Genomic DNA, 25,089 nt, shown 5'->3' on the forward strand with positions numbered 1-25,089 from the left:
AATTTTTTCTTTTTTAGTAACTGAATTTAGTTTAATCTTCATTTTTCATGATTATTTGGCTATTATGCGAGTTTAAAGAGTTCAATTGCTTTAAAAGAACATATGCATTATGTCTTATTATCTGGTCCATTAATATTATTTATATGTTATGGATTTTTTAATATAACAATAATAATATATATGTTATTACTAAGATTAGTCTCAGTGTCTTTATATTTCTCATAAGCTTGTATAAGAAGGTGAAAATGTGATGAAAAAAGGAGTAATTGTATTGGTGGTTTTATTGGCTGTGATTTTCTGTGGGAATGCTTCAGCTATGTATCAATATCAACCAGAGACATATCAACCAGATATACCAACAGGGATAACTGGAGATGATTGGGTTACTGAAGAAGAGTGGAATAACCTTTTGGCTGGAGGCAGTGGATCAAGTAATGTTCAAGAATATATAAATGGGATACATACTTCTTCCCAAGGGGATTCGAATGTTCAAGGCGGTGATTCATCTCAGGGAACTTCCACAGGTTCATCTGCATCCACAGGTTCATCTCCCTCCTCGGATTCAACTGGATCAACGGGTTCATCTACTGATAATGCAATTAATAATTCTCCAAATACTGCCACAACAGAATCAGGGACTTCAACTGATGATAATGGGAAATCTGATGAATCTTCCAAAGTAGGAACTCCAAGCTCCAGTGGCACACCATGGGGTGCTTATGCTGTGGGGGGAATTATTTCTGTTCTGGCCATAGGTGCTGCTGGATTCTATTACAGGGGAAACATGTTTAGAAAATAAAGATTAATCATTTTATTTTTTTATCTTTTTTATCTGCCATGATGATTCATGTTAACCAAAAGCTAAGATATATGGTGGAAAGTGTATAGGTTATAGCTTTATGGAGTTGGGTTCTTTTCCAAGGGCAACTCATCGATGAGATGTCGCAAAGATCAGGTTCTTGATTTGGCTGCCAAATTAGATGGAATCCCGATCCTACAATGTGGTTACAATATCATCACCTAAAATCATTCGATGCTATTAAGCAGCCTTCCTCAAAAATTAGATACTCTTTAGGAAAAGAATTTATTTTTTAGATTTAAAAACAATGTGGTTATTACTATATTTTCAAACTAACTTCTAAATTTTTATATTTTCTTCAATGAGCAAGTCCTAATCATAAATATTGTATTTAATATCTTCTTTTCGCTTGAAACGAGTTTATATTTGTCAGTGGGAGGATTAATTGAAGATGTTTTAGTATCATTATAACTGCCTAAATCAACATAATTTTATTAATAAAATATTTATTATTACGATTTTTCATTTATTTAACCTAATGTAATAACATAAATATTATATATAGTATTATAACGATATAATGCCGATGAACATATATTCGATTGAATAGGTGTTCAAGTAAAATAAAAAGGAGGTGAAAAGATGAGAAAACAAGGAGTAATACTTGTAATAGCAACTTTGATGGCAGTAATTCTATGTGGAGCTGTATCAGCTACAGATTCATCTACTACTGGGGGTGAGGGCAATATTTCTGATGTTAATTCTTCGGGTAATGTCGATCCCATCCTCTGGGTGAATGTTGGTTACGAGTATGCAAATGATAACATAACTCCAGAAATTAAAGTTACTGATTCCAATAATAACAGTGTAGCTTTTGACAAGACAAGGTACTCAGACACACTCTACCGATTGAACTTCACCTATGCAGGTGTTACCAATGGAACCATGTTTAATGTAATGGTTAGTGCTCCGGGTTACATTACCCAGAAAAAGCAGGTGACTGTTTATCAGGCTGGCACGGATCCAGATTTTATTGGAAATCTAAATTTTGACATGAAGGCCACTGAAAACTACAAACTGGGTCGTGAAGTAACTTCCACAGCAAACCAACAGCTGAACTTTTCAACTGCTGACGCTGTTTTAGCCATAACCACTGCAGGTGTACCTCAACTCAATGGAGGTACCAGTGAAGACTGTATTGAAGGTATTTTAAATGGTTCAAACGGCCTTGTATCCTATGGTAAAGGTAACCTGTTAATGCTCAGGCAAACTGCAGTAGATCCTGTGGACTTTGCATTTATAGTTAAAAGAGGAACTTCCTTAATTGCAATCTGTTTCAGGAATGGAACTGCAACCCCGGTTTACATGGGCACCATCTCTGAAAATATGTCAGCCGCAGATTGGAACAAATTAATTGCATCTGTAGGTGGGGAAAATGCATTTTCCTTTGCCAGCCTTGCAAACGCTTGGAATGCAGGAGCTCCATCAGACCTGTTGAGAGAAGCAGCCTTCCACGGTCACGTGTGTCAAGGAACCATAAGTGGATACACCATCACTCAGGCACTACTTAAATACTATCCTCCAATACAGGAAACGGCAGGAGGATCCGGTTCTCCTGGTGATATAACCTCATACAAAGTTATAGGAGTTCCAGGTGACTCAGATGATGATGCAGCAATGTATTTCCTCGATGCCACAGCTGGAAAAGGTGGTTACACTGGATATGACACCACCCCTACAGGAGCTACTAGCAACATGGTAGGTTTCATTCGATGGTACAGTAACACCAACACTGGAGAACTCATAATCATGAGGTTCAAACGTGCAGAAAACAGACAACAGTTCGAACAGGAAACAGGAATAACTCTAAACAATGACTTAGCGGAGTTAAAATTCAACACATGGATACTGGGCAAACTTAAAACTAACCCCGAACAACTGGTTGAGTTCATAACTGAAAAAACAGGACTCACTGAAGAACAGTACTACTACATCTTGGGAACAGCAACCAACATTACCAACTCAAATGGAACAGTCCGCATACCTGCTCAGGATGCTCACGGATTAGACATGGCATACATTAACAGTCTGAACTTAACCAACGCAACCAGAGCAACTGCAAGTACCACTAGTGCTACAGAATTAACCTACGATCAGTTAAAACAGATAGGTATTGACGCAGCTAATCTAGCAAAACAGATATTCAAAGATCAACTTGGAATAGACCTTGAAAAAGACGATGCTGACTTAGCGGTTCTAACGTCTGCTGGATACGTTTACTTAAATGGTCAATCCACCGAAGCAACCTGGGATGGAATATTCGAAGTTCTGGGCTCACGACTAAGCAGATCTACTTTACTACCAATACACATGGGATTATGGAAACCATTATGGTACACATTTGCCCTTCGTGATGCAAATGGAACAACCCTCAATGCACTCTACATGAGATACGATCCAGTAACCAAACAATGGATAGTAACAAACGGTAGTGATGGGAACAAAGTAAATGATATAGGACCCGCAGCTTTAAACAACAAAACACAACTGAACAATCTAAACAAAGTATTCCCAGATGGAAACTTCTTTAATATACAGAGTATTGCCAACGCATGGAGGAATAACCCAAAATTTGACCAGTTAGTAACATTCTTGTTCCATGACCATGCCTGCCCAGGAGTACAGCCAGGATTCTTCATAACTGACTACATCTTCAACAACATACCACTAAGTGAAGGTCAAAGTTACAACTACATAGCTAACAGTATCTACTGCAAAGATGACAGTCTAATATATTTATTAGGTGTTTCTCCAGGAATGGGAACCTACATGAACCAGAGACTGCCCAATGATGAAGTTGATTCAGACCTGATACCTGGCGGAACTGAAGAAGGAATTCTGGTAGTATGGGACAACAATACCAATACGGGCAAAGTATACATAATCACATTTAGCTGGGCTGATATTGATGTGTCTGATCTCACAACCAGCGAAGCTAAACGAGAAGCCCAGATACAGGCCTATATAGACATGTACAATGGAATACCCAACCCCAGAGTTAGAAATAATCAGCAAACTACTTCAACGTATTTGGGAACCGTGTCAAGAAGTCAATTTACAACTCTTCAACAGGGAGGGGAAAACGGTGAAAATTCACAACAAACTGCCAGAAGATGGTTTGCCAGTGGTTCGAATCCATCCGGAACTGGATCTTCCTCCCCAGGAACTGGATTAATCAGTTCCTCCAATGGAAGCGGAACTGGTTTACTTGGATCATCCAATGGGGCTAATGTTTCAAGTGTTAATGTCAGTGCAGCTACTGTGACTAACTCAACCAGTGGTTCTGTTGGAACTCAACCCGGTGATGCAAAAGCCTACGAAGTCACTCAAGCTGGTGCACAAGGTTCAGAAGGAACTCCATGGGGGCTTTATGCCATTGTTGGAGTGATAGCTGTCCTAGCATTAGGTGGAGTCGGATTCTTCTACAAAGGTGGTAAGTTCGGTCGATAAAAAACCATTCCCTTTCTTTTTTTTCTTTTTTAGATAATTCATACTGTATTTGTATTTTAACAATGATTAATAAAAAATGGCATTCTTTTTTGAATATCACTCTTTTTATATGGTTTTTTTTGTTTATTTGGCTATTTTAGGTTTTTTTTACAATTAAACTATTTAGAAATTAATTGTTTTGGATAAACATTTTTCATCTGTTCTTTTAATATTGTTTATCTCATAATTATCATGTTTTAATTGTATTAAAAAACCTGCAAAAATCCTTATTTTTTTATTAACATATTTTTTTTTATTACTATTAATCCTATATGGGGCTATTAAGTAATAACACAAAGCTTATATATTGTATTACTACGATATAACGTCGTGATGAATATATATTCGATTGAATATCTGTTCAAACAAAACTAAAAATGAAAAAGGAGGTGAAAAGATGAGAAAACAAGGAGTAATACTAGTAATAGCGACTATGATGGCACTGATTCTTTGTGGAGCAGTTTCTGCTACGGATTCATCTACTACTGGAGGTGAAGGTAATCTTTCTGATGTTAATGCTTCTGAACCTGTTGACCCCATTTTATGGGTGGATGTAGGATACGAGTATGCAGATGATAAGATTAACCCTGAAATTGCAGTAACAGATTCCAATAACAATAATGTAACTTTTGACAAGACAAAGTACTCAGACACACTCTACAAGTTGAACTTCACATATGCGAATGTTACCAACGGGACCCTGTTTAATGTGATAGTCAGAGCTCCAGGTTACATAGCCCAAACTCAACAGGTAGCGGTTAATCAAGCAGGTACCGATCCAGAGTTTATTGGAACTGCAGATTTTGACATGCAAGCCACTGATAGCTATAAAATTGGCCGCAATGTCACCGCAGCTGCAGACAACTTACTACACTTTGCAACAGCAGACGATGTTCTATGTATAACTACAGCAGGACTAGCTTATCATAATGGTACCACTACTGAAGACTGTTTGGAAGGAATTTTAAACGGTTCGCATGGTGAAATAAGTTATGGTCAGGGAAACCTGCTGACATTCCAGTCAATTAGAACAGACCCTCTGGATTTCTGTTTCATTGTAAGAAATGGTAATGAACTCACTGCAGCTTTCTTCAAAAACGGTACATTAACCCCTGCATACTTCGGAACTTTCTCTGCCATTGATCAGGCATTATGGGAAAACACCGTATCGCCAACCCTAGGTGAACATGCATTTGGATATGTCAGTCTGGCAAACGCCTGGAAGGAAGGGCTCTCCACCGACATCCTGAGACAGGCCGCATACCACGGTCACGTATGTCTGGGAACTATCAGTGGACAGGCCATGGTCAGCCTTCTACTGAAATACTACCCTCCTGGAGTATATGGTAATTCCGGAGAACTTGAAGCAACAAGTTACAGGGCTATCAGTGTACCTGGTAACTCAGATGATGATGCAATAATCTATTCCTTAGATTTAACCCCGGGAAAACGTTCTTGGGTGGGATATGAAACTAGTGGTTCAGGTGCTGCTGACAACATGATTGGATTCATCCGATGGTGCGATTCCACCAATACTGGAACACTCATCATAATGCGATTCAATGAAGAAGCTGTACTTCAGTTATACAAACAACAAACAGGTAACAATGCATACACAGGTATTGCTGGTGAATTAGCGTTCAACGCATGGTTAGTCAATAAATTAGAAAATGACCCTGACTCCCTGGTGGAGATAATGTACGTCTTTGAAAACATAACCCCACAAATTCACAACAACCTAACTGGAGGAGTTGACTCTAAAAATGTTGTATGTGATGCTTTAGGGCTTGACATGGACTACATACTGGGCCTGAATTTAACCAATGTAGCAAACCAGAGAGTTGCCACAAACTACACAACTGGAAACTTGACTCAGGATCAGATCAAACAGATCGGAGAAGACGCTGCAAACATGGCTATTGCATTATTCGCAGCAGATGGCATTAATTTGGAGAAAGATGACTATAATCTTACAGTCTTCACTTCTGCAGGTTACGTACGTGTCAATGGCCAAGTAATGGATATGACTTTTGATGGAATCTATAATGTCTTAGGTTCCCGACTTTCCAGAGCAACCTTACTGCCGGTACATAATGCAAGATTCAACGACCTGTACTTCCAGTTCAGTCTGGAATATAATGGAACTGTCATCACTAAAACTATTTGGTACAATTCAACAACAGGAATACTGGAAGCTAAAGACAAAGCTGGATGTATCATAGATCAGGTAATCCCTTACGACCCACCATACGATGTTTTAATGGCATGGTTATGGCACAATCACGTTTGTGGAGGTAGTACAACTGGATACTTAATCACTGACTACGTCTATGACAACTTCCCAATAACTGCAGATGAACAGTACACCTACATATCTACCAATGACATCTGTAGAGATGATATTTTATCATATCTCTTAGGAGTATCTGCAGGAGATGGAACTTACTATAACCAGAGAATGAAATCAGCAGGTAGTGAAGTTGGAATAATCAGCGTTTATGACAGTAAAACCAACACCAGAAGAGTAGCTATCATTAATTTAGTTGCCCCTAAATTTTCAGATGGTAACAATTATGATAACTACATAAGAGTATACAAAATTCTACAAAAATACGACGACTGGAACTCACCTGAGTGTCAAGAGGAGTTAGCGAGTATACCAAACCTAATTTCTGGACCATCAATATCTCTGACTGCAGATACATTTGTAACTGAAGAAGAATGGCAGATGATCATATCTGGAGGTGGAGAATACGGTGATTCCCTGAGCTACATTCATAGTGCTGTACCTCAACGTACCCAAGCTGAATTAATTAGTTTGATGAGAGGTTCTCAGACACCTGGAGGTTCAACTCCCACAGGAACAAATTCTGGATCTTTAGTTGGCTCAACTACTGGAATTGGTAGTTCCTTATTGGGATCATCCAATGGGTCTAACACTTCTGGGGTTAATGTTAGTGCAGCTACTGTGACTAACTCAACCAGTGGTTCTGTTGGAGCTCAACCTGGTGAAGCAAAAGCCTATGAAGTCACTCAAGCTGGTGCACAAGGTTCAGAAGGAACTCCATGGGGGCTTTATGCCGTTGTTGGAGTGATAGCTGTTCTGGCATTAGGTGGAGTCGGATTCTTCTACAAAGGTGGTAAGTTCTAGTTAATAAAAACAATTTTTCCCCTTTTTCTTTTTTCTTTTTTAAAGTGTGATTGAATTTTTTTATAATCTTTAATACTCCCTATACACTCTATTAAATCAACATTTTTATATTTTAATCAAATTAGAACTCATATTTCCGCTGTTTTTTTGCTGTTTTTTAAAATGATAAGCCTTAGTTGAAAGGGGATATGATAATGGACTTATAATGGATCATAATCGAAATATTTATAAATGATAAAAAAGTTAGGTATACCTAAGAAAATTAGGCTAACCTAACTCTGACTTTTTTAGTCACAAAAATAGGGGTTAACCAAAAAAATAGGGAGGCAAATTAACCATGATAAAATCGTTAAACAATCTTAAACAAGGCGAAACTGGAAAAATAACATCCTTCAAAGGTAAAGGTGAAGTAAGAAAGCATTTAATGGAAATGGGTCTTGTAAGGGGCTCTGATATTAAAGTAGAAAGAGTAGCACCCCTGGGAGATCCAATTGAAGTTAAAATCAAGGGCTATTCACTTTCCCTCAGAAAGGAAGATGCCAAAAAAATCGAGATTGAGATACAATGATGAGTTTAGCAATGGCCTCAGAAAATGAAAACCTGAAAATCGTCCAGGTATGGCACGGGGGCAAGTTCGAAAAAAAACTCCGGGAAATGGGAATATACAAAGATTCCCAGATCAAAGTAGTAAAAAATGACATCCCTGGGCCATTAATCGTGGATGTTAAGGGTTCCCGCCTCATACTGGGGCGAGGACAGGCACAGAAGATAATGGTCGAAGCCAGTTGAATAAATAAAAGGTAGTGAAAATGGAAAAACTAAAAATAGCCCTGGCAGGAAACCCCAACGTGGGTAAAAGCACCCTCTTCAACCGCTGGACTGGAATGCGGCAGCACGTAGGTAACTGGCCCGGTAAAACCGTGGAAAAAAAGGAAGGAACCTTCAAGTACAACCAGTATGAAATGGAAGTGGTTGACCTTCCAGGTAACTACAGTTTAACTGCCTATTCAGTGGAGGAAGTGGTTTCCAGGGATTATATTGTGGATGAAAAGCCAGATGTTATTGTTAATGTTATTGATGCAGCCAACATAGAAAGAAATCTTTATTTAACTGTTCAAATGATGGAATTAGGTGCTAACCTAGTTTTAGCACTTAACATGAACAAATTTGCCCGGGATAAAGGACTTAAAATCAACAAAAAACAGTTATCAGAGCTTTTAGGAGTTCCGGTGATTGAAATTGAAGCAGTGGATGAAACCGGGGGTGAAGAACTCCTCAAATCCATAGTAAAAGTTTCAAAATCACCAAATATTGTACTGGGCAGACTGGAATATGGAAACGAGGTTTCAGAGCATATCCAGCAAATCCAGGAAATCATTGACCAGGACCTCTCTACCGATGAGAAACTATCTGTTTTAAATGCGCCTTCAAGCTGGATAGCTCTTAAATTACTGGAAGATGATCCAGAAATCACGAAGAAAATTGAAGATTCTGGAAAAGGTCAAAGAGTACTTCAGAACGTTAAAAAGATGCAAAAACATTTCAATGATGTTTTTGGTGATGATGCAGATGCAGCCATTACCGATGCCCGGTATGGTTTCATAGCCGGACTGGTCTCTGAATCAGTAAAAAAACCTAAAATCGATAAAGTCACCCGATCCGACATGATTGACCGGATCGTGACTCATAAATATTTAGGAATACCAATATTCCTCCTTATAATGTGGCTCACTTTCCAGATAACCTTCACTCTGGGTGACCCCCTGGGGGGCTATATTGAAACCGCTTTTGGCTGGCTGGGAGAAACAGTAGCTGCTAATATGGGTGAAGGATTCCTGACATCATTCATTGTTGATGGAATAATCGGTGGTGTGGGTGGTGTACTGGTTTTCGTACCCATAATCTTCATACTGTTTTTAGTACTCAGTGTCCTGGAAGACAGTGGATACCTGGCCAGAGCTGCATTTGTAATGGACCGTTTCATGCACAAACTGGTTGGTCTCCATGGGAAATCATTCATACCCATGATACTCGGTTTTGGATGTGCAGTACCTGGAATAATGGCCACCAGAACCCTGGAAAATGAGAGAGATCGACTACTGACCATGTTAATTGTTCCCTTCATGTCCTGCAGTGCCCGGTTACCGGTTTATGCACTGATTGTAGCTGCATTTTTCTCAGCATACCAGGGATGGGTTATATTCTCCCTGTACCTTTTGGGAATAGTGGTGGCAATTATAATGGCTGCCATATTCAAGAAAACCCTGTTCAAAGGAATGTCAGCACCATTTGTAATGGAACTACCTCCCTACAGAATGCCCACAGTCAAGGGTGCCCTCATCCACATGTGGGAAAGAGGAGCACTCTTCCTGAAGAAGGCCGGTACCATAATATTAGCACTATCGGTAGTGATCTGGGCCCTCAGTAGCCTCCCAGTGGGAGTGGAATATGCATCCCAGGACAGTATCACCGGACAGATAGGAACCACCCTGGCCCCGGTATTTGCACCCCTCGGATTTGGGGAATGGCAGGCCACAGTAGCTGTAATCTATGGATTCCTGGCCAAAGAGGTGGTGGTAAGTACATTTGGTATCCTCTATGGAGTGGGTGAAGATGGTGGGGCAGATGCAACAAATAGTGGAGAAACATCTTCTAATGAAACAACATCTTCTAATGGAGTAGCTCAGACAGAACAGGTATCAAATGGAACCCCTGTAGAAGGATCATCTGCTGATGCATCTAACGCCGAAGAAAAATCACCGGAAGAAGATCCAGGTTTTGTTGCAGTGATGCAGGAATTATTCACTCCCCTATCTGCCTATGCCTACATGGTATTCATACTCCTTTACATACCCTGTATGGCTACCTTAGCCACCATAAGACGTGAAACCAACTCATGGAAATGGCCAGCATTTGCTGCAGTGTACACCTTTGTGGTGGCTTATGCAGTTTCATTTGTGGTTTACCAGGGAGGAATGCTCCTGGGATTTTAGAATGGAATGTTCCGGGGATTAAATGGAATGTTTCTGGATTTTAGAGTGGATGCTCTGGGATTCTAATATGGTAAACTGCTGAATATTTGAATAAAATTTTTTGATGAATTACAGTGAAAAAAATCAAGAATCAACTTGAAGGAGGTGATTTAATGAGCTCAAGGTGTGGAATTAGTGGTAAGAAGCTTAATGAAGAAAAGCTTGAGTCTCCAGATGGAGACTCTGATAAGAAAAATGATTGAATGATAAATAAATGATGGAAAAAGGATTAAATAAAAACCCTTTTTTCATATTTATAGTTAAATAATTAACAATTAGGGGGTTCTGTTATATATCATCCTCTGCCAAAGTAAAAATCTCTTAGTTACCCCCTAATTGATTTTATTAAAACATATTAAGTGATTTATCAAATATCAAGTAATTTAAATATCCTGAAATGGATTTATTTAAATATTCTAATATGGATTGATCATTTTTAGTATAAAATTGGGTCCCGAATTTGAGGATCTTTTAGGAGTTATATATGAAATGCAAAATTTGTGGTCATGTATTTGATGAAAATGAAAAAACAGCCACCTGCCAGGGATGTCTCACACATAACTGTAAAATGATTAGATGCCCTAACTGTGGCTTTGAACATTTACCTGAGAGAAAAAGCGAATCCAATGTATTTAAATTCATATCTTCATTGTTTAAACCTTCCAATCATAAATAAATGATTGAGGTTAACTAGAATGGGGTGTTTAAATCATTGATGCTAAATCATCCCATAATCTCTGAAAATTGGTTAGATTAAACTTATTTAATTTGTTGGTGTACTGATTTTCTTCCACTAATCCATTAAGTTTTTACCACAATTTTAACAAGGAAGTAGCATGGTCATTAAGAAAAAGGAAATTGTATTAATAGCAGTTATATTAATAATCGGATTGATGGTATTTTCTACCATTTTTAGTTCCTTAACTGGAATAGGGGCGGACTGTTCCAACTGTGTAAACTGCACAGACTGTTATATTGGAATAAACTCCACTGAAGAGAGTAAACTCTTTAATCAGTTGGATGGGATAGTAAAAACATATGTTGCGGAAAAAGAGAACATAACCGACCAATCACTCATCTGGACTTCTATAGTCTTCAAATCAAAAGATGAAGCTTTTGTATCTGCCTCAGTCAACGATAAAATGTGGAATGGAACCTGGAAATATTCAGATAACCAATGGAATCCAGGGGAAGATTTCAAATGTCATTCCTAATTTTTTTTGTTTTAACAAGAATGCATTAACATTTAATGCCCATTAAGTTTAATAACTATTTTAATAAGCAATTAGTTTAGTAACCATTTTAATAACTCATTAAGTTTAATCACAAACTAAGGTAGAGTAACTAAAGCTTAATCTTTTACAAGTAATGTGTTTTGAATCCATCAAGCATCCATCCCACATGCACCTGGTTAAAATATGTAATTTTAAAGTTTAATCTACATTTTTATGGCTAAAGGTGAAATTTATGAGTTTCATTGTCAATTTCCTGCAATTTTTTTACCAGATACTCATTGAAAATTCATTTTTCATTTTGTTAGGATTCTTACTAGCAGGATTTATTCACATTCTCCTTCCTTCTCATTTACTGGGGAAATTAGTAGGTAATTCAACTATAGGTGGAATATTAAAGGGGATTCTTATTGGTTTACCTCTCCCTATCTGTGCCTGTGGAATTGTACCAGCAGCCATAGCCCTAAAAGATAAGGGGATCCGGGATTCAGTTTCGGCAGCATTTTTGGTTTCAACATCCGGTTTTAGTGTAAGTTCCATTGTGCCCTCTTACTCCTTTCTGGGTCTTCCTTTAACTTTAATGCGTCCAGTTGTAGCAGCAATTTCTGGAGTAACTGCTGGGATTCTGGTACACTTATTTGGAGATGATGGCCAAGCAACGAATAAGGTAATTTTAACCGAAAATAATCCTCAAACAGAGTCGGGTAGTTTTAAAAATTCAAATAATTCACATTGTACTGTTGACAGCTGGGATGGTGGACACTGCGGTGGTTGTAACCCGGAACTCTTTGACTTTGCAGATACTGTTACTGATAATTATAATCATTCGGAAGAGGAACATTCTGAGCCCAGAGATAGGGCAGATGAAACCACTGATAGGGCAGATGAAATATATGATAAACTTAAGGAAGTTTTTAGGTACTCATTTAAAGACACATTTTCAGAAGTTTCCACATCTCTTTTAATAGGACTTCTTTTCGCTGCATTGATGGGTACCCTGATGAGTATGGGCATGCCCTGGGATTTTTTAAGGACCTTTGCATCTGATCCAGTTTTATCCCTTTTTATACTCCTCTTGGTAGCTATTCCAATATATGTCTGCCCCACAGCTTCCATTCCCCTTGCACTGGCCTTCATATTCATGGGATTCACACCAGGAAGCATACTGGTTTTTATCTATGCTGGTCCCGCCACCAACATGGCAGCATTGTCCATGATACTGGCTAAATTCAAAAAAAGATTTTTCACCATCTACTTAGCGTCCATTGTGGTTGTGTCCCTTATTGTGGGTTACGCTGTCAATCTATTCAGTGATTTTTTCCTCAACGCAGTCACAGTCAGTGAACTTAATGCTTACACCGGGTTCATCCCTTTTTCAGCTAAACTCCTATCTGCATTCTTACTGATGGCGCTACTGGTTTATGGTATCTACCGCAGCTGGATATTACCTCGAAGATTAGTTGAAAATCATGAAAAATGAGTTACAATTACCCCGAGAATTAGTTAAAAATCACGAAAAATAAGTTAAAAAAATAGAATTCTCAGATTACCCATTCCTTCTTCACATCGCTCATGGTAATGCCATCTGGCAGGTAATCCTTAACCATCCTGTTTACGAAGGTGGTATAAAAATTATTATTGGAAAAAATTGCCCGGGGATAATCATCAACCTGTATTCCTCCATCAAAGAGCAGCATACATCTTTTAGAGTATTCTGCTGCAAAATCAATATCATGAGTGGTCATCACAATGGTTAAACCGTTGTTTTGTAAGTTTTTCATTAAATCCGCAAGATGTAACTTACTAACCGGGTCAATACCTTTGGTTGGTTCATCCAAAAACAGAATATCTGGGCGTGTTAACAGCGCTTTTACAATGGCTATTTTTTGTTGTTCGCCTCCACTACAATCGTAAGGATGTTTATCCAGAAGATGGGACAATCCGAAAAGTTCAATCAGTTTCAATTTTTCATTTTCAAAGAGGTTTTTTTCATCTTCAAATCGTATTTTTTCATCTTCAAAGAGGACACTGGGGCTTGAATTTAAAGATTTAGAACGGGTATTGTTCGAGGCTGTTATCGTGGAATCATTCGTTTTTCTGGATTTAAAAATTGATTTAAAGATTTTAAATCCCTTTTCATGATTATCTCTTTTTTTATTCCCAGATTGATGGATTTGGGTAATTTCTGGGGAGAATTCTGAAAACTCTTCCATGACTGTTTCCTGCCTGAAATGAATCATGGGGTTCTGATGGACATATCCCATTTTTAAATTTTTTCGATAATTGACTTTCCCTTTTTTTGCCTTAATAAGTCCGGCTAAAATTTGTAATAGGGTTGTTTTACCGGTTCCGTTTCCTCCCAGTATACTGATGAATTCTCCCTGGTGGATATCCATAGAAATTCCCTTTAGAACAATATTTTCTGGCACGTAACCAAACCAGATATCTTTACAGCTTATCAGGGTATTCTGGGATGAATTAACCAGGTTTTCATTTCCATTTTCATCTTTATCGTAATTTGAGGATATTGTGGGGTTTATAGATACTGTAGCGTCTAAGGGGTATAGGGATGTTTGAGATTTTTTCAATTCATCATTTAAAAGATTTAAATTGGCACGTCCTTCCCTTATATTGAGTGGGATATCCATTTCACCTAAAAAATCATATTTGGACTGGAGGAGGAAGTTTATCCGTGTTACATAGGGGAGGTAATTACTGAAAATATTATCTGTCCATGCTTCAGAACATATACTGCGTGGTTTATCACAGTACTTTATACTTCCATCCCTTAAGAACACTGCTTTATCAATAAAAGGAAACATGTTATCTATTTTATGTTCCGTGGCAATTATGGTAATGGAAAACTCCTCATTCAACCTTCTGAGAATGGACAAAAAATCATAGGCAGCGATGGGGTCAAGCTGTGATGTGGGCTCATCTAAAAGGAGTAGTCTGGGCTTTAAAACCAGGAGTGAACATAGGTTAACCAGCTGTTTTTGACCTCCAGATAGTTCATTGACCTTTTTATATAGATGTTTATCCAGGCCGAAAAATGCAGTCATCTCTGCAACTCTGTTTCGAATTTCACCGGTGGATAGGCCCATATTCTCCAGGGGAAAAGCAATTTCCTGGAGAACATTATCAGAAACCATTTGATCTTCAGGATTTTGAAACAGAAATCCAATCTCTGAGGCAGATTTTTCATCTTCTAGATCCTTTATATTTTCTCCATCATAATAAATAATACCATTTGAGTCTCCTTTGGGCCGTATTTCATTTTTAAGATTAGCTAAAAGAGTTGTTTTACCTGAACCAGAAGGTCCGCACAGTAAAATGAATTCTCCTTCATCCACATCCAGTGTGATATCAGAAAGTGTATTCTCAGTATGGGGGTATTTGAAACTGAAATCTTCAAATCTTATTAAACTCATTTAATAATCCTCCTCAACATTTTCAGTATAGATAAACTCTCAAGTATGGGTAAACTTTTCCAGGTACTGGTAAACTTAAATAATCCGACAGTAAGATTTAAAAATCACATATTACTTGATTAGTTCTTTCATTGTTCTAATCTAGCCACAACAGCCTTTCTTTTAGTTCTAAATAAATGATTGGACTCAATAAAAACAGGAATGCAAGGTAGTAAATGCTCAGAACGTTTTCTGAAATATTGAAGCTAATGGTGGGGTAAACTTCAATTCTACCGTATCCTTCCAGGAGACCAAAGATGCTTATCATGACGGTGATCCCTATAAATAGAAAAAAGATATAATCGATTCTTTGGATTTTATATGAAAGATAATTGGTTCTTCTTTTAATGCCGTATCCCCTGGCTTTCATTGACTTTGCAGTGAGCATGGATTCTTCCAGGGACCATGAAACAACTACTGCCAGCATATTTGCGGTTTTTTTAATTTTTTCAATCCGGGATTCACCTTTTCCATCGGTAGTTTTCTTTTCATTGAAACTTGAGACCTTATTTACCTCAGTTAATCTGTAGCTTAACAGGGGAACAAAACGTAGTGCCATTATGATTACCATTGAGATATGGGGGAAGCGCTTTGAAAAAAGGTAAAGCATTTCCTGATATGAAACCGCCCGATTGTAAGATGAGAATACTAACAATATAATTAACAGGGAAACACTCATTAAAATTCCATAAACCAGTGCTTCTAGTGTGATGGAGAAGTTTCCCACAATATATATCTGGGTGGTTCCCACGTGGGATGTTAACGGATTCAAGATGATAATCAGAATGGACATGGGAATGAAGAACTTGATTATGCTTTTAAATTCCTGGCTGATGCCCTGTAACGCTATTAAAACTGAGATTAAAATTAAAAATGATATAAGATAGTAGGGATCGTTGTATAAGAATGCGAATATTATCAGGATGAAGTAGTATAGGACATAGACTGCTGGATGGATGATGGTTAGTTTCACTTTCTGTCCCCAAAGTTTGTGGGAATTCTTTTTATATTAAAATAGGGTTAAAGGGACCCGTCTGGTTTTTAGGTCCCTTAATTTGACACCATTAGGAAAACTAAGGAGGTTTACTGGACCCTACCGGTGTCATATTTTTATTGTAGGTATAGGATGTCAACCATTCCTTGGACTTACTATTATATAAACTTTACTTGATTTTTTTTCAATTATTATGGAAAAATTTATATTAAAGAATACTTTAATCACTTTCAAGCATTATTGAATTTAATCAATTTTGCTTAAAAAATACAAAAAGGAGGTGAAAATCTTGAGAAAACAAACGATTTTACTAGTAACGACAATTGTTTTCGCACTGCTCCTGTGTGGAGCAGTATCAGCAGAAGATTCACAGGAGGTAATGGGCAATGGGAATTATACTCAAAATTCAAGCTATAATAACAGTGAAACAGTAATTGACCCCGAGATAACACTGAATATAACCCTGGAGCATCCTGAGGCACTGGCGGATAATAAGTTACCATCTGTTAATGTAACTGACAGTAACGGGAACGTGGTTAATGGTGTAACCGTAACCAGTCTGGGCAATAACCTTTACCGGGTTAATTTCGCCAGCAGTCTGACCAGTTTCATCCTGAACATAAGTGCCCTGGGACATGTACCTCAAAGTGTGAATGTACAGGTATTTGTCAAAAATTCCACAGATCCTACTCTTTATGGTCAGGCTAATGTAACTCTAAGAGCTTACAATCTCTTGATATTAAGTGGATCACCCAATGTTTCTCCCACGTTTGTTAACTCCAACGAGGCATTAAGGGAAGAAGGTTACTACTTCAACCTGAACCATTTCACCAACACGGAAATAACCTCTGGAGATGCAGATATAGAAAACAGGATAAGGCAGATGGCTGCCAAGGCAGACATTATTGTAATTCAAATGATAAGTGAAACAGATACAGTGGCCAAATTAAGAGAACTCATTGCAGGTACAAACGCCACCATACTGGCTATAAAATGTGGTGTTACATTCATAAACGACCCTACCATAGATTCCAATGATACAGAGCTACGAACCTACTGGGATCAATCTGGTGAAGAAAACATGGCCAGATTCCAGCTCAAAGCACTTCAAAGAGTGGGAATGGCTGTTGATCCATCCAGAGATTTAAGTGCAGTTATTTATCCCACCGAGTTCATCTACCACCCAGATTCTACGAAACCCATGTACACCAGCTGGAGTGATTACTACAACTGGTACACCCAACAGAGTGGTCATTACCATGAAAATGCTCCCTGGATTGGAATGGTTGCTTACAATACCATTTTCCTCAATGGAAATGGTGCTATATTGGAAGCAATCTTGAGAAGCTTGGAAGCAAAGGGGCTCAACGTAATTTTGGTTATAACCAATGGAAATCCCGGACGAATAAATGCCATCAACAACTTCTTCATGGATGGCAACAACACCAGGATAAGTGCCATGGTGGCATGTGTTGGTTATACCATGGTCTACACCAGTAGTGACATGGTATCATCATTGAACCAGAGTATAGATTTACTGGAAAAGCTGGGTGTACCCATATTTGCACCGATCTATGCGTCTGATCTTGAAAACTGGGAGAATGACTCTTCCGGACTTTCCAGTGAGATCTACTGGCAGGTAGCTTTTCCAGAGATGGAGGGAAGGATCGAACCTATTATGCTGGGAGGAGTTGTATCAGCCGAAACAGATCCTTACACGGGGATCAGTGTTAAAAGGTACATACCTTTAACCGATAGGGTGGAAAGAGTGGCCAATCGAGTTTTTAACTGGACACAGCTCCAGACACTACCTGATGCGGAGAAAAAAATAGCAATTATCTATTACAATCTTTCAGGTGGAAAAGATGGAGTGGAAGCATCCTATCTCAATGTTCCGGCCAGTATAGCTGAAATACTCAAAGCTCTAAAAGCAGAAGGTTACACCATCCCTGATGAGTACTCTGTTGATTACATAATCAATGTGTTAACCACCGTGGGTAACAATGTTGGTTCTTGGGCTCCTGGAGAACTGCAGAAACTGGTGGAAGCTGGTGCCATCACCATACCTATAGAACAATACATGCAGTGGTTCAGTACCCTGCCTGAAGAACTACAGCAGGAAGTCATTGCAGCATGGGGTCCTATCCCTGGAAGTGTGATGGTTTACAATGGAAGCATTGTAATTCCTGGTATCATGTTGGGGAATATATTCCTGGGTGCTCAGCCAATGCGTGGCTGGGGAGAAAACTCCACAGACATCGCCCACTCGGCAACTCTACCACCAACACACCAGTACATAGCATTTTACATGTGGTTACAGAACTCAATGCAGGCCAATGCAGTGATACACCTGGGAACACACGGAACACTGGAATGGTTACCTGGTAGAAGTGTGGGACTCGGTGCAGATGACTGGCCAGATATCCTCCTGGGAGACATACCTAATATTTATCCCTATATTGTGGATAACACTGGAGAAGGAACCCAAGCCAAAAGAAGAGGATACGCAGTTATTATTGACCATTTAACTGCACCATTAATTGCTTCTGGTCTATACGGTGATCTGGCAACTCTGCAGGATCTGATGAACAGTTACGACAGTACCAGCGATCCAGAAAGAAGATCCATTCTTCAAAATGAAATTCTGGCCTTGATTGCCAAGTTGAATTTGAATGAGGATATCAACCTTAACCTGGAAACAACTCCATTTGCAACCATCAAAAATGAGATCCAGCATCATCTAGAAGATATTGCAGCAACACTCATGCCTTATGGATTGCACACCTTCGGTCTTGCCCTTTCTGGTGAAATTCTGGATCAGATGGTGGAATCCATAGTGAGTTTCGATCCAGCTAACCGGGACAACGATGAATTTCGGGAAATGCTCAGGAATTTATTGGCTCAGAATTATGAAATGCAGAACTTACTGGCTGCACTACGAGGAGAATATATATCACCGTCATTGGGTGGTGATCCTATTCGGAGAGCAGAAGATGTTCTGCCCACTGGTACCAATTTCTATTCCTTTGACCCCCGATCAGTACCAGACAAAACTGCATGGGTTATTGGTTCCAAACTGGCCGATGAAATGTTAGCTGCTTATTATGCTGAACATAAATGTTTCCCTGAAACTGTGGGAATTGTGGTCTGGTCCACAGAGACCATGCGAACCTGTGGTCAGAGCTTGGCAATGATTCTCCGATACATGGGGTTAGAACCAAGTTACGATAAATACGGTAAATTCACTGGAGTTAAAGTCACTCCTTTGGAGAACTTAACCCTAAACGTAAATGGTGTAACCATTAACCGACCTCGAGTAGATGTCTTAATAACCATCAGTGGTCTTTTCAGAGACACATTCTCCTACACGGTGGGAATACTCGATCAGGCAGTCCGACAGGTTGCCAATCTGCAGGAAAGCCCTGAAGATAACTACGTCCGGAAACATTACCTGGCAGATCTGAATAAATACACCCAGAGTGGAATGAGTTCTGCCGATGCTGATATTCTGGCGGGAGCACGAATATTCGGACCACCACCAGAAGCCTATGGAACTGGACTTGGTCAGCTAATACCCTCCACATCTAAATGGGATGATGATGCGGATTTAGTGGATACCTACCTCTCCAGAATGTCTTACATCTACGGTAGTGGTGTTTATGGTATCAATGGTTTGGAAGCTTTTAAAAATCAGTTAAAAAATGTCGATGCAACTGTAATGGTTAGAGATAACAACTATGGACTTCTAGACAACGATGACGTTTTCCAATTCCTGGGTGGTATGACTTTGGCTGCTAAAACTCTTTCAGGTAAGGATGTGGATGTTTACATTGCAAATACCCGATCTAACCCTCATATTGAGACTCTTGGTCAGTTTTTATCCACTGAAGTTTGGACTCGTATTTTAAATCCTAAGTGGAGAGAAGGTATGCTTAACGAAGGCTATTCTGGGGCTAACCACATTGCCAGTGAAATTGCACATTTATTTGCATGGGCGGTAGTCACTCCTGGGGCAGTGTCCAATAACATTTGGAATCAAATTGCCAGTGCATACTTCTTTGATTCTGTTGTTAGTGCGAAGTTTTTGAATGCCAATCCTTACGCATTTGCTTCAGCAGCTGCTTGGTTACTGGAAGCTAACCGAAGAGGATTATGGGAAGCAGATTCAGCAACTATATCTCAGCTCAAAGATATCTATATGAAAGTTATCCGTGATTATGGGGTTGTTTGCTGTCACCACACATGTGGAAATGTGGAATTTACCAATTATGTGGTTGTTGGGTCCACACTAAGTTCAGAACAGATTCAGGAATTTGTGGCTATTATGGAAGCTGCTACCGGTAAAACTGTGACCATGGGTTCAACTGGAACACCTTCCCAGCCAACCGGTTCAGCTTCATCCCCCGGTGCATCCTCTTCTGCTGGTGCTTCATCGGGAAGTCAACCCGCCACAGAAAGTGGAGCTCAAGGTGCATCTGAATCCCAATCTACATCTGAACCTGCCCAAACTGCTGGCAGTGATGGATCTTCCAAAACATATGAAGTATCCCAGAAGAGTTCTTCTTCTCCACAGTCCAGCATGCCCATAGTTGCTATTGTGGGAGTGTTGATACTGGTAGGCCTGGTAGGATTTGGTTACTTCAAGGGAGCGATATTTAAAAAATAAAATATTTTTACCCCCTTTTCTTCTTTTTTTAGGGAGATAATTATGATTTTAAATTTAGGATTCTAATTATCATGGATAATTATTGTCAATGAATGTGCAGTATGTATTACAATTACTGCTGAAACAATTGAATAAGTATTAAATTAATTCAATGTATTACTATAAGACCTGATATTGCCAGGAAAGTAATAATACTTAACTGATCGAAAATATTATAAGCTATTTGACTAAATTCTTATTGTGGTTAAATGAGGATGTGTGATTAAAAATGATGGATTTACTCTGGCAACTGGGAATACTCTCAGTGGTAATGGTTTTTGGAATAAAAATAGGATTGGCAATGGGTTTTGCCGGCCTTTCAAAGAAAGTAACAGCAGCTATAATTTTGGGTTATGGTGGGGGCATATTGTTACTCACTTACATTGCGGGTAATTTTATTGATCAGGTACAAGGTTTTGTCTATTCTTACAGTTCTGTCTTAGGTATTGTAATGGCGGTTATCATTCTTTATGCAGGATTCCATACCCTCAAAGAATGGAAAATACACAAAAAGGATAGTATCACCGCCACCTGCATGGCTATGATTGCACCATGCCCCTGCTGTTTTGGAGCAGCGGTGGCAGCAATTATCATTGCCGCACCAATGATCGGTGCTTCTGCATTTGCTGTGGGGGAATACGCTGCGATATTTTTAATGATAACCATGACTGTTTGTTACCTCATCTCAGGATTATTAGGTAAAGCTCTAAACAAGCCCTATCCTGTCCTTTTGGGTAACTTCATGTTGTTTGCAGGTTTCTACTTTTTAACCTCTGCCATAGTCATTCCCAACATCAGCACAGTTTTAACCCAGCAAATGAGCCCAGTTGAAATCCCGGATATATGGACATTTGTCTATGCAGTGGTCACCATCATTGTCCTTGCAGTGGCTGGTTACTACATATCCCGCAAGCGAAGCCCTTTCCTGGATCAATCATCAACAACCAATCAAAAATAGTAACAATGGTAAATTTAGGGAAAAAAGTGAAAAATAAGTATAATTTCAAATTTTTAGGTGATTTCAATGGTAGCGATTCCAGGCAGTGAAATGTTGAGTTCAGCTCTGCACGTTATATCCCAAAGCCTTCTCATACCGGTTATTGTAGGGCTTCTAGCCTTCATGCTATATGCAATCATAAGCTTTGGTGGTTTAATATCAGAGTACACCAACCGTATACGAATAAGTACAGATGAAATAGAGAAAATTATCAGTGATTTTACCAATACCGGAACATCCGAAGGAATTAAAGAAGTAATGGATAAAAGTAGCGTTCCCAACAATTATAAAGCCATCATTATCAAAATTGCATCCCACCCTGAACTTGGTAGTAAATCCCGGGAAGCACTGGCTAGAAAACTCATTGAAAAGGAAGAGGCTATGGCAGCCAAGAGCCTGGAAAAAACAGATATTGTCACTCGTTTAGGGCCTACTCTGGGTTTGATGGGAACCTTGATCCCTATGGGTCCTGGTCTGGCAGCATTGGGTTCTGGAGATGTTAACACTCTGGCCAATGCAATTATAATAGCATTTGACACTACTGTTGTTGGACTGGCAGCAGGAGCTATAGCTTATGTAATATCCAAGGTTAGGAGACGATGGTATGAGGAATACCTGTCCAATCTGGATGCTCTATGTGAAGCTGCACTTGAGGTGATGGATCATGGTAAGGCGCAAGCACCGTCGTATGTTGGATGATAGTCAGGGAGAAGACCCATCTGCAGGATCAGCCAACCTGGTGGATGCCATGCTGGTACTGGCAGTGGGGTTCCTGATATTCCTGGTAATGTCCTGGAACATGCAAAACGTGGTTTTTGCCAACATGACCCAGGAAGAACGTCAAGAGACCATGGAAGCCATGAAGCAGATGGCTGAAATTAATCAGGGCAGTGAAGTCAATGACACACCCCAATCAGAGTCTGGATCGGGACAGGGATACTCTAAGAAAGGAACGGTTTATCAGGATCCCAATACTGGAAAATTGATCATGGTGCAGGGTTGACTTATCTGGTGGGAGTTTCCCACCAACCAGATTTCCTCTATTTTTTTTTATTGATTGTTGCCTATTATTTGATTAAACTATTTATCCTAATTAACTCAAGTAATATATTCACATCGCCTATTTATTCATATTAATCTATTTATCCATTATTTTAACTTATTTATTCATTTTAATCTATTTATCCATTATTTTAACTTATTTATTCATTTTAATCTATTTATCCATTATTTTAACTTATTTATTCATTTTAATCTATTTATCCATTATTTTAACTTATTTATTCATTTTAACCTAATTCATTATTTTAGGCATGTGCAATGGTTTTGATTATGTTTTCAAGGTAAAGGAAGTAAGGTAAAACATAAAAGTGATTCAATATAAGTTGGTAATGGTGAAGTTAATTGATAATACCAGTTTTAGATATAAAAGACGGAATAGCTGTTTCTGGAAAATCTGGAAACAGAAAGACATACAAACCACTTCAAACAGTTTTCCACCCTTCTTCTCATCCCTTTAAAATTGCTCGTTCTCTTCTGGACAAAGGAGCAGAACAATTGTACATTGCCGATCTGGATGCCATTGAAGGGAAAGGTTCTAATGGGGATTTAGTGAGTGAGATCAACCAGTTCATCCCGGTGATGCTTGATTGTGGTGCCAATGATATTGATTCAGTATCTGATGCTCTTCAAGTTGCAGATAAAGTAATAGTGGCCACAGAAACCCTGAAAAACTTGGAGGACCTCCATGAAATATTTTGCAGGGTTAATAGGGAACGAATTATCCTAAGCATTGATGTGATGGATAATAAAGTTTTAAGCAAATACATGGAACTTGATTTTAACATTTTAAGAGAAAATTTGGAAAAATTAAAACCATCCCATATAATTCTCCTGGATATCTCCAGGGTAGGAACTGAAGGTGGAATTAACTGGGGATTAATAGATGAATTTACAGGACTAGAAAACTCTATTATTTTAGGCGGGGGCATCACTGAGGATGACATGCACCAGCTGGATAAAAAAGGTGTGAATAAAGTTTTAGTTGGCACTGCACTCCATAAAGGCCTAATAAAACTTTTTTAAAGAGTACATGATTTTTTAAAGAGTACCTGATCAATCACTTACTTCACCAAATCAATCCTTAAGCTTATTAATTCCTCTGCCCAAGATATTTTATGGCTAAATTTTTGATTATAGGTCCTGTAACCCGTGACACCATTTTAAAAAGTGGGTCCAAATGTAAAGGTATTGGAGGGCCAGTTTACTACCAGGCTGGAGTTTTATCAGCACTCAAATCCGATGTAACTGCCCTGGTAACTGTGGGAAAAGATGATATTAATTTATTGGATTCTTTTTCTCCAGATATAAATCTAAATCCCATATGGGGTGAGGAAACCACTCAATTTGAGAATTTCTATCCTGATGAGGATCCTAACCACCGTTTGCAAAGAGCTTGTATACCATCCAACCCTATTGAAATTTCTCACCTTTCTTCAGTTGATTGGGATACATTTGACGCGGTAATGGTTTCACCCCTTTCCCCACATGACGTACCATTTAAAACCCTTAAATACATTTCAGACCAGGAAGTACCAGTATATCTGGGAGTTCAAGGGTATCTCCGTCACCTGGAAGATCAGAAAGTAGTTTTAAAACCGCTAAAAGATTATAAAAAGTTTTTATCATGTGTTGATTTCCTGTTCCTGGATGAAGTTGAAGCTGGTGTTATAATTGGAGATTCCTCCCTTTCTCTGGATGAAATTTCCAGGAACCTTTCTCTTCTTGGCCCTGATGAAGTGATTATCACCCGAGGAGATAGGGGCTCTATTGTCTATTCCAGTGGGCATGATGACACCTACCAGATCCCTGCTTTTCCCTCCAGGGAAAGGGTGGATCCAACTGGTCTTGGTGATAGTTACCTGGCAGCCTATGCATTCAGGAGGCAGGAGGTACCTGATCCTCAGGAGTGCGGAATTTTTGCTTCACTGGTATCTTCTCTGAAATTAGAAAATAAAGGAGCATTTCAGGGTAATAGAAAATCAATTGAGAACAAGCGTTTTGAATTTAAATATTTGATCTAGAGTTTAATCAGTGATTAATGGGAGGTTTTTTTTAATCAGTGATTTAAGGTTATTTTAATCTAGCTTTCACAGGGGGA

At 38.9% G+C, this 25,089-nt stretch carries 17 protein-coding genes; 15 read left to right on the forward strand and 2 right to left on the reverse strand.

The genetic code is table 11. The features are described 5' to 3' along the window. The first annotated feature begins 250 nt into the window (after window positions 1-250). The 9 genes from A994_RS07855 to A994_RS07895 all read left to right on the forward strand — a co-directional run bounded on the left by A994_RS07855 (window position 251) and on the right by A994_RS07895 (window position 13,243). Window positions 251-799, forward strand: coding sequence for a hypothetical protein (locus A994_RS07855; RefSeq protein ID WP_048204158.1), 549 nt, complete (start codon window positions 251-253; stop codon window positions 797-799). Between the two features lie 642 nt (window positions 800-1,441). Continuing rightward, window positions 1,442-4,309, forward strand: a complete 2,868-nt coding sequence (locus A994_RS07860) for an FmdE family protein (RefSeq protein WP_004030921.1) — start codon at window positions 1,442-1,444, stop codon at window positions 4,307-4,309. A 436-nt stretch (window positions 4,310-4,745) separates the two neighbouring features. After that, window positions 4,746-7,499, forward strand: a complete 2,754-nt coding sequence (locus tag A994_RS07865) for an FmdE family protein (protein ID WP_004030922.1) — start codon at window positions 4,746-4,748, stop codon at window positions 7,497-7,499. A 337-nt stretch (window positions 7,500-7,836) separates the two neighbouring features. Continuing rightward, complete coding sequence (locus A994_RS07870) at window positions 7,837-8,067, forward strand: FeoA family protein (protein WP_004030923.1); 231 nt, start codon at window positions 7,837-7,839, stop codon at window positions 8,065-8,067. Further along, a complete protein-coding gene (locus tag A994_RS07875; RefSeq protein WP_004030925.1) occupies window positions 8,067-8,288 on the forward strand; it encodes a FeoA family protein in 222 nt (73 codons plus the stop codon). The genes A994_RS07870 and A994_RS07875 overlap by 1 nt, the downstream gene beginning before the upstream one ends. Window positions 8,289-8,308: 20 nt before the next feature. Then, window positions 8,309-10,492: a ferrous iron transport protein B gene (feoB, locus tag A994_RS07880; protein WP_004030926.1), complete on the forward strand. Its 2,184-nt coding sequence runs from the start codon at window positions 8,309-8,311 to the stop codon at window positions 10,490-10,492. A gap of 523 nt (window positions 10,493-11,015) precedes the next feature. Next, complete coding sequence (locus A994_RS07885; RefSeq protein ID WP_004030928.1) at window positions 11,016-11,207, forward strand: hypothetical protein; 192 nt, start codon at window positions 11,016-11,018, stop codon at window positions 11,205-11,207. A 160-nt stretch (window positions 11,208-11,367) separates the two neighbouring features. After that, window positions 11,368-11,745 (forward strand): hypothetical protein, encoded by a 378-nt coding sequence (locus A994_RS07890; protein WP_004030929.1) that lies wholly within the window; start codon window positions 11,368-11,370, stop codon window positions 11,743-11,745. A gap of 253 nt (window positions 11,746-11,998) precedes the next feature. After that, the gene (locus tag A994_RS07895; protein WP_004030930.1) at window positions 11,999-13,243 is read left to right on the forward strand and encodes a permease; all 1,245 of its coding nucleotides are present in this window, start codon (window positions 11,999-12,001) and stop codon (window positions 13,241-13,243) included. A gap of 61 nt (window positions 13,244-13,304) precedes the next feature. Here A994_RS07895 and A994_RS07900 read toward each other — a convergent pair whose 3' ends face one another. Continuing rightward, a complete protein-coding gene (locus tag A994_RS07900) occupies window positions 13,305-15,194 on the reverse strand; it encodes an ABC transporter ATP-binding protein (protein WP_004030932.1) in 1,890 nt (629 codons plus the stop codon). Between the two features lie 136 nt (window positions 15,195-15,330). Then, window positions 15,331-16,206, reverse strand: coding sequence for an energy-coupling factor transporter transmembrane component T (locus A994_RS07905; RefSeq protein ID WP_004030934.1), 876 nt, complete (start codon window positions 16,204-16,206; stop codon window positions 15,331-15,333). A gap of 301 nt (window positions 16,207-16,507) precedes the next feature. Here A994_RS07905 and A994_RS07910 point away from each other — a divergent pair, with 301 nt between their 5' ends. From A994_RS07910 to A994_RS07935, 6 genes are all read left to right on the forward strand, one after another. Next, window positions 16,508-20,893: a cobaltochelatase subunit CobN gene (locus A994_RS07910; protein ID WP_394295005.1), complete on the forward strand. Its 4,386-nt coding sequence runs from the start codon at window positions 16,508-16,510 to the stop codon at window positions 20,891-20,893. A gap of 268 nt (window positions 20,894-21,161) precedes the next feature. Further along, complete coding sequence (locus tag A994_RS07915; protein ID WP_004030936.1) at window positions 21,162-21,890, forward strand: DUF2162 domain-containing protein; 729 nt, start codon at window positions 21,162-21,164, stop codon at window positions 21,888-21,890. Between the two features lie 66 nt (window positions 21,891-21,956). Next, window positions 21,957-22,628 carry a MotA/TolQ/ExbB proton channel family protein gene (locus A994_RS07920; protein ID WP_004030937.1) on the forward strand — a complete coding sequence of 224 codons (672 nt, stop codon included), beginning with the start codon at window positions 21,957-21,959 and terminating at the stop codon, window positions 22,626-22,628. Then, window positions 22,594-22,932: a DUF2149 domain-containing protein gene (locus A994_RS07925; RefSeq protein ID WP_048204160.1), complete on the forward strand. Its 339-nt coding sequence runs from the start codon at window positions 22,594-22,596 to the stop codon at window positions 22,930-22,932. Before A994_RS07920 ends, A994_RS07925 begins: the two co-directional genes overlap by 35 nt. A 401-nt stretch (window positions 22,933-23,333) precedes the next feature. After that, window positions 23,334-24,014 (forward strand): HisA/HisF family protein, encoded by a 681-nt coding sequence (locus A994_RS07930; RefSeq protein ID WP_004030939.1) that lies wholly within the window; start codon window positions 23,334-23,336, stop codon window positions 24,012-24,014. Window positions 24,015-24,106: 92 nt separating this feature from the next. After that, window positions 24,107-25,012 carry a PfkB family carbohydrate kinase gene (locus A994_RS07935; protein WP_004030940.1) on the forward strand — a complete coding sequence of 302 codons (906 nt, stop codon included), beginning with the start codon at window positions 24,107-24,109 and terminating at the stop codon, window positions 25,010-25,012. The last annotated feature ends 77 nt before the right edge of the window (window positions 25,013-25,089 follow it).

Source organism: Methanobacterium formicicum DSM 3637 (assembly GCF_000302455.1).
GTDB classification, from domain to species: domain Archaea; phylum Methanobacteriota; class Methanobacteria; order Methanobacteriales; family Methanobacteriaceae; genus Methanobacterium; species Methanobacterium formicicum_A.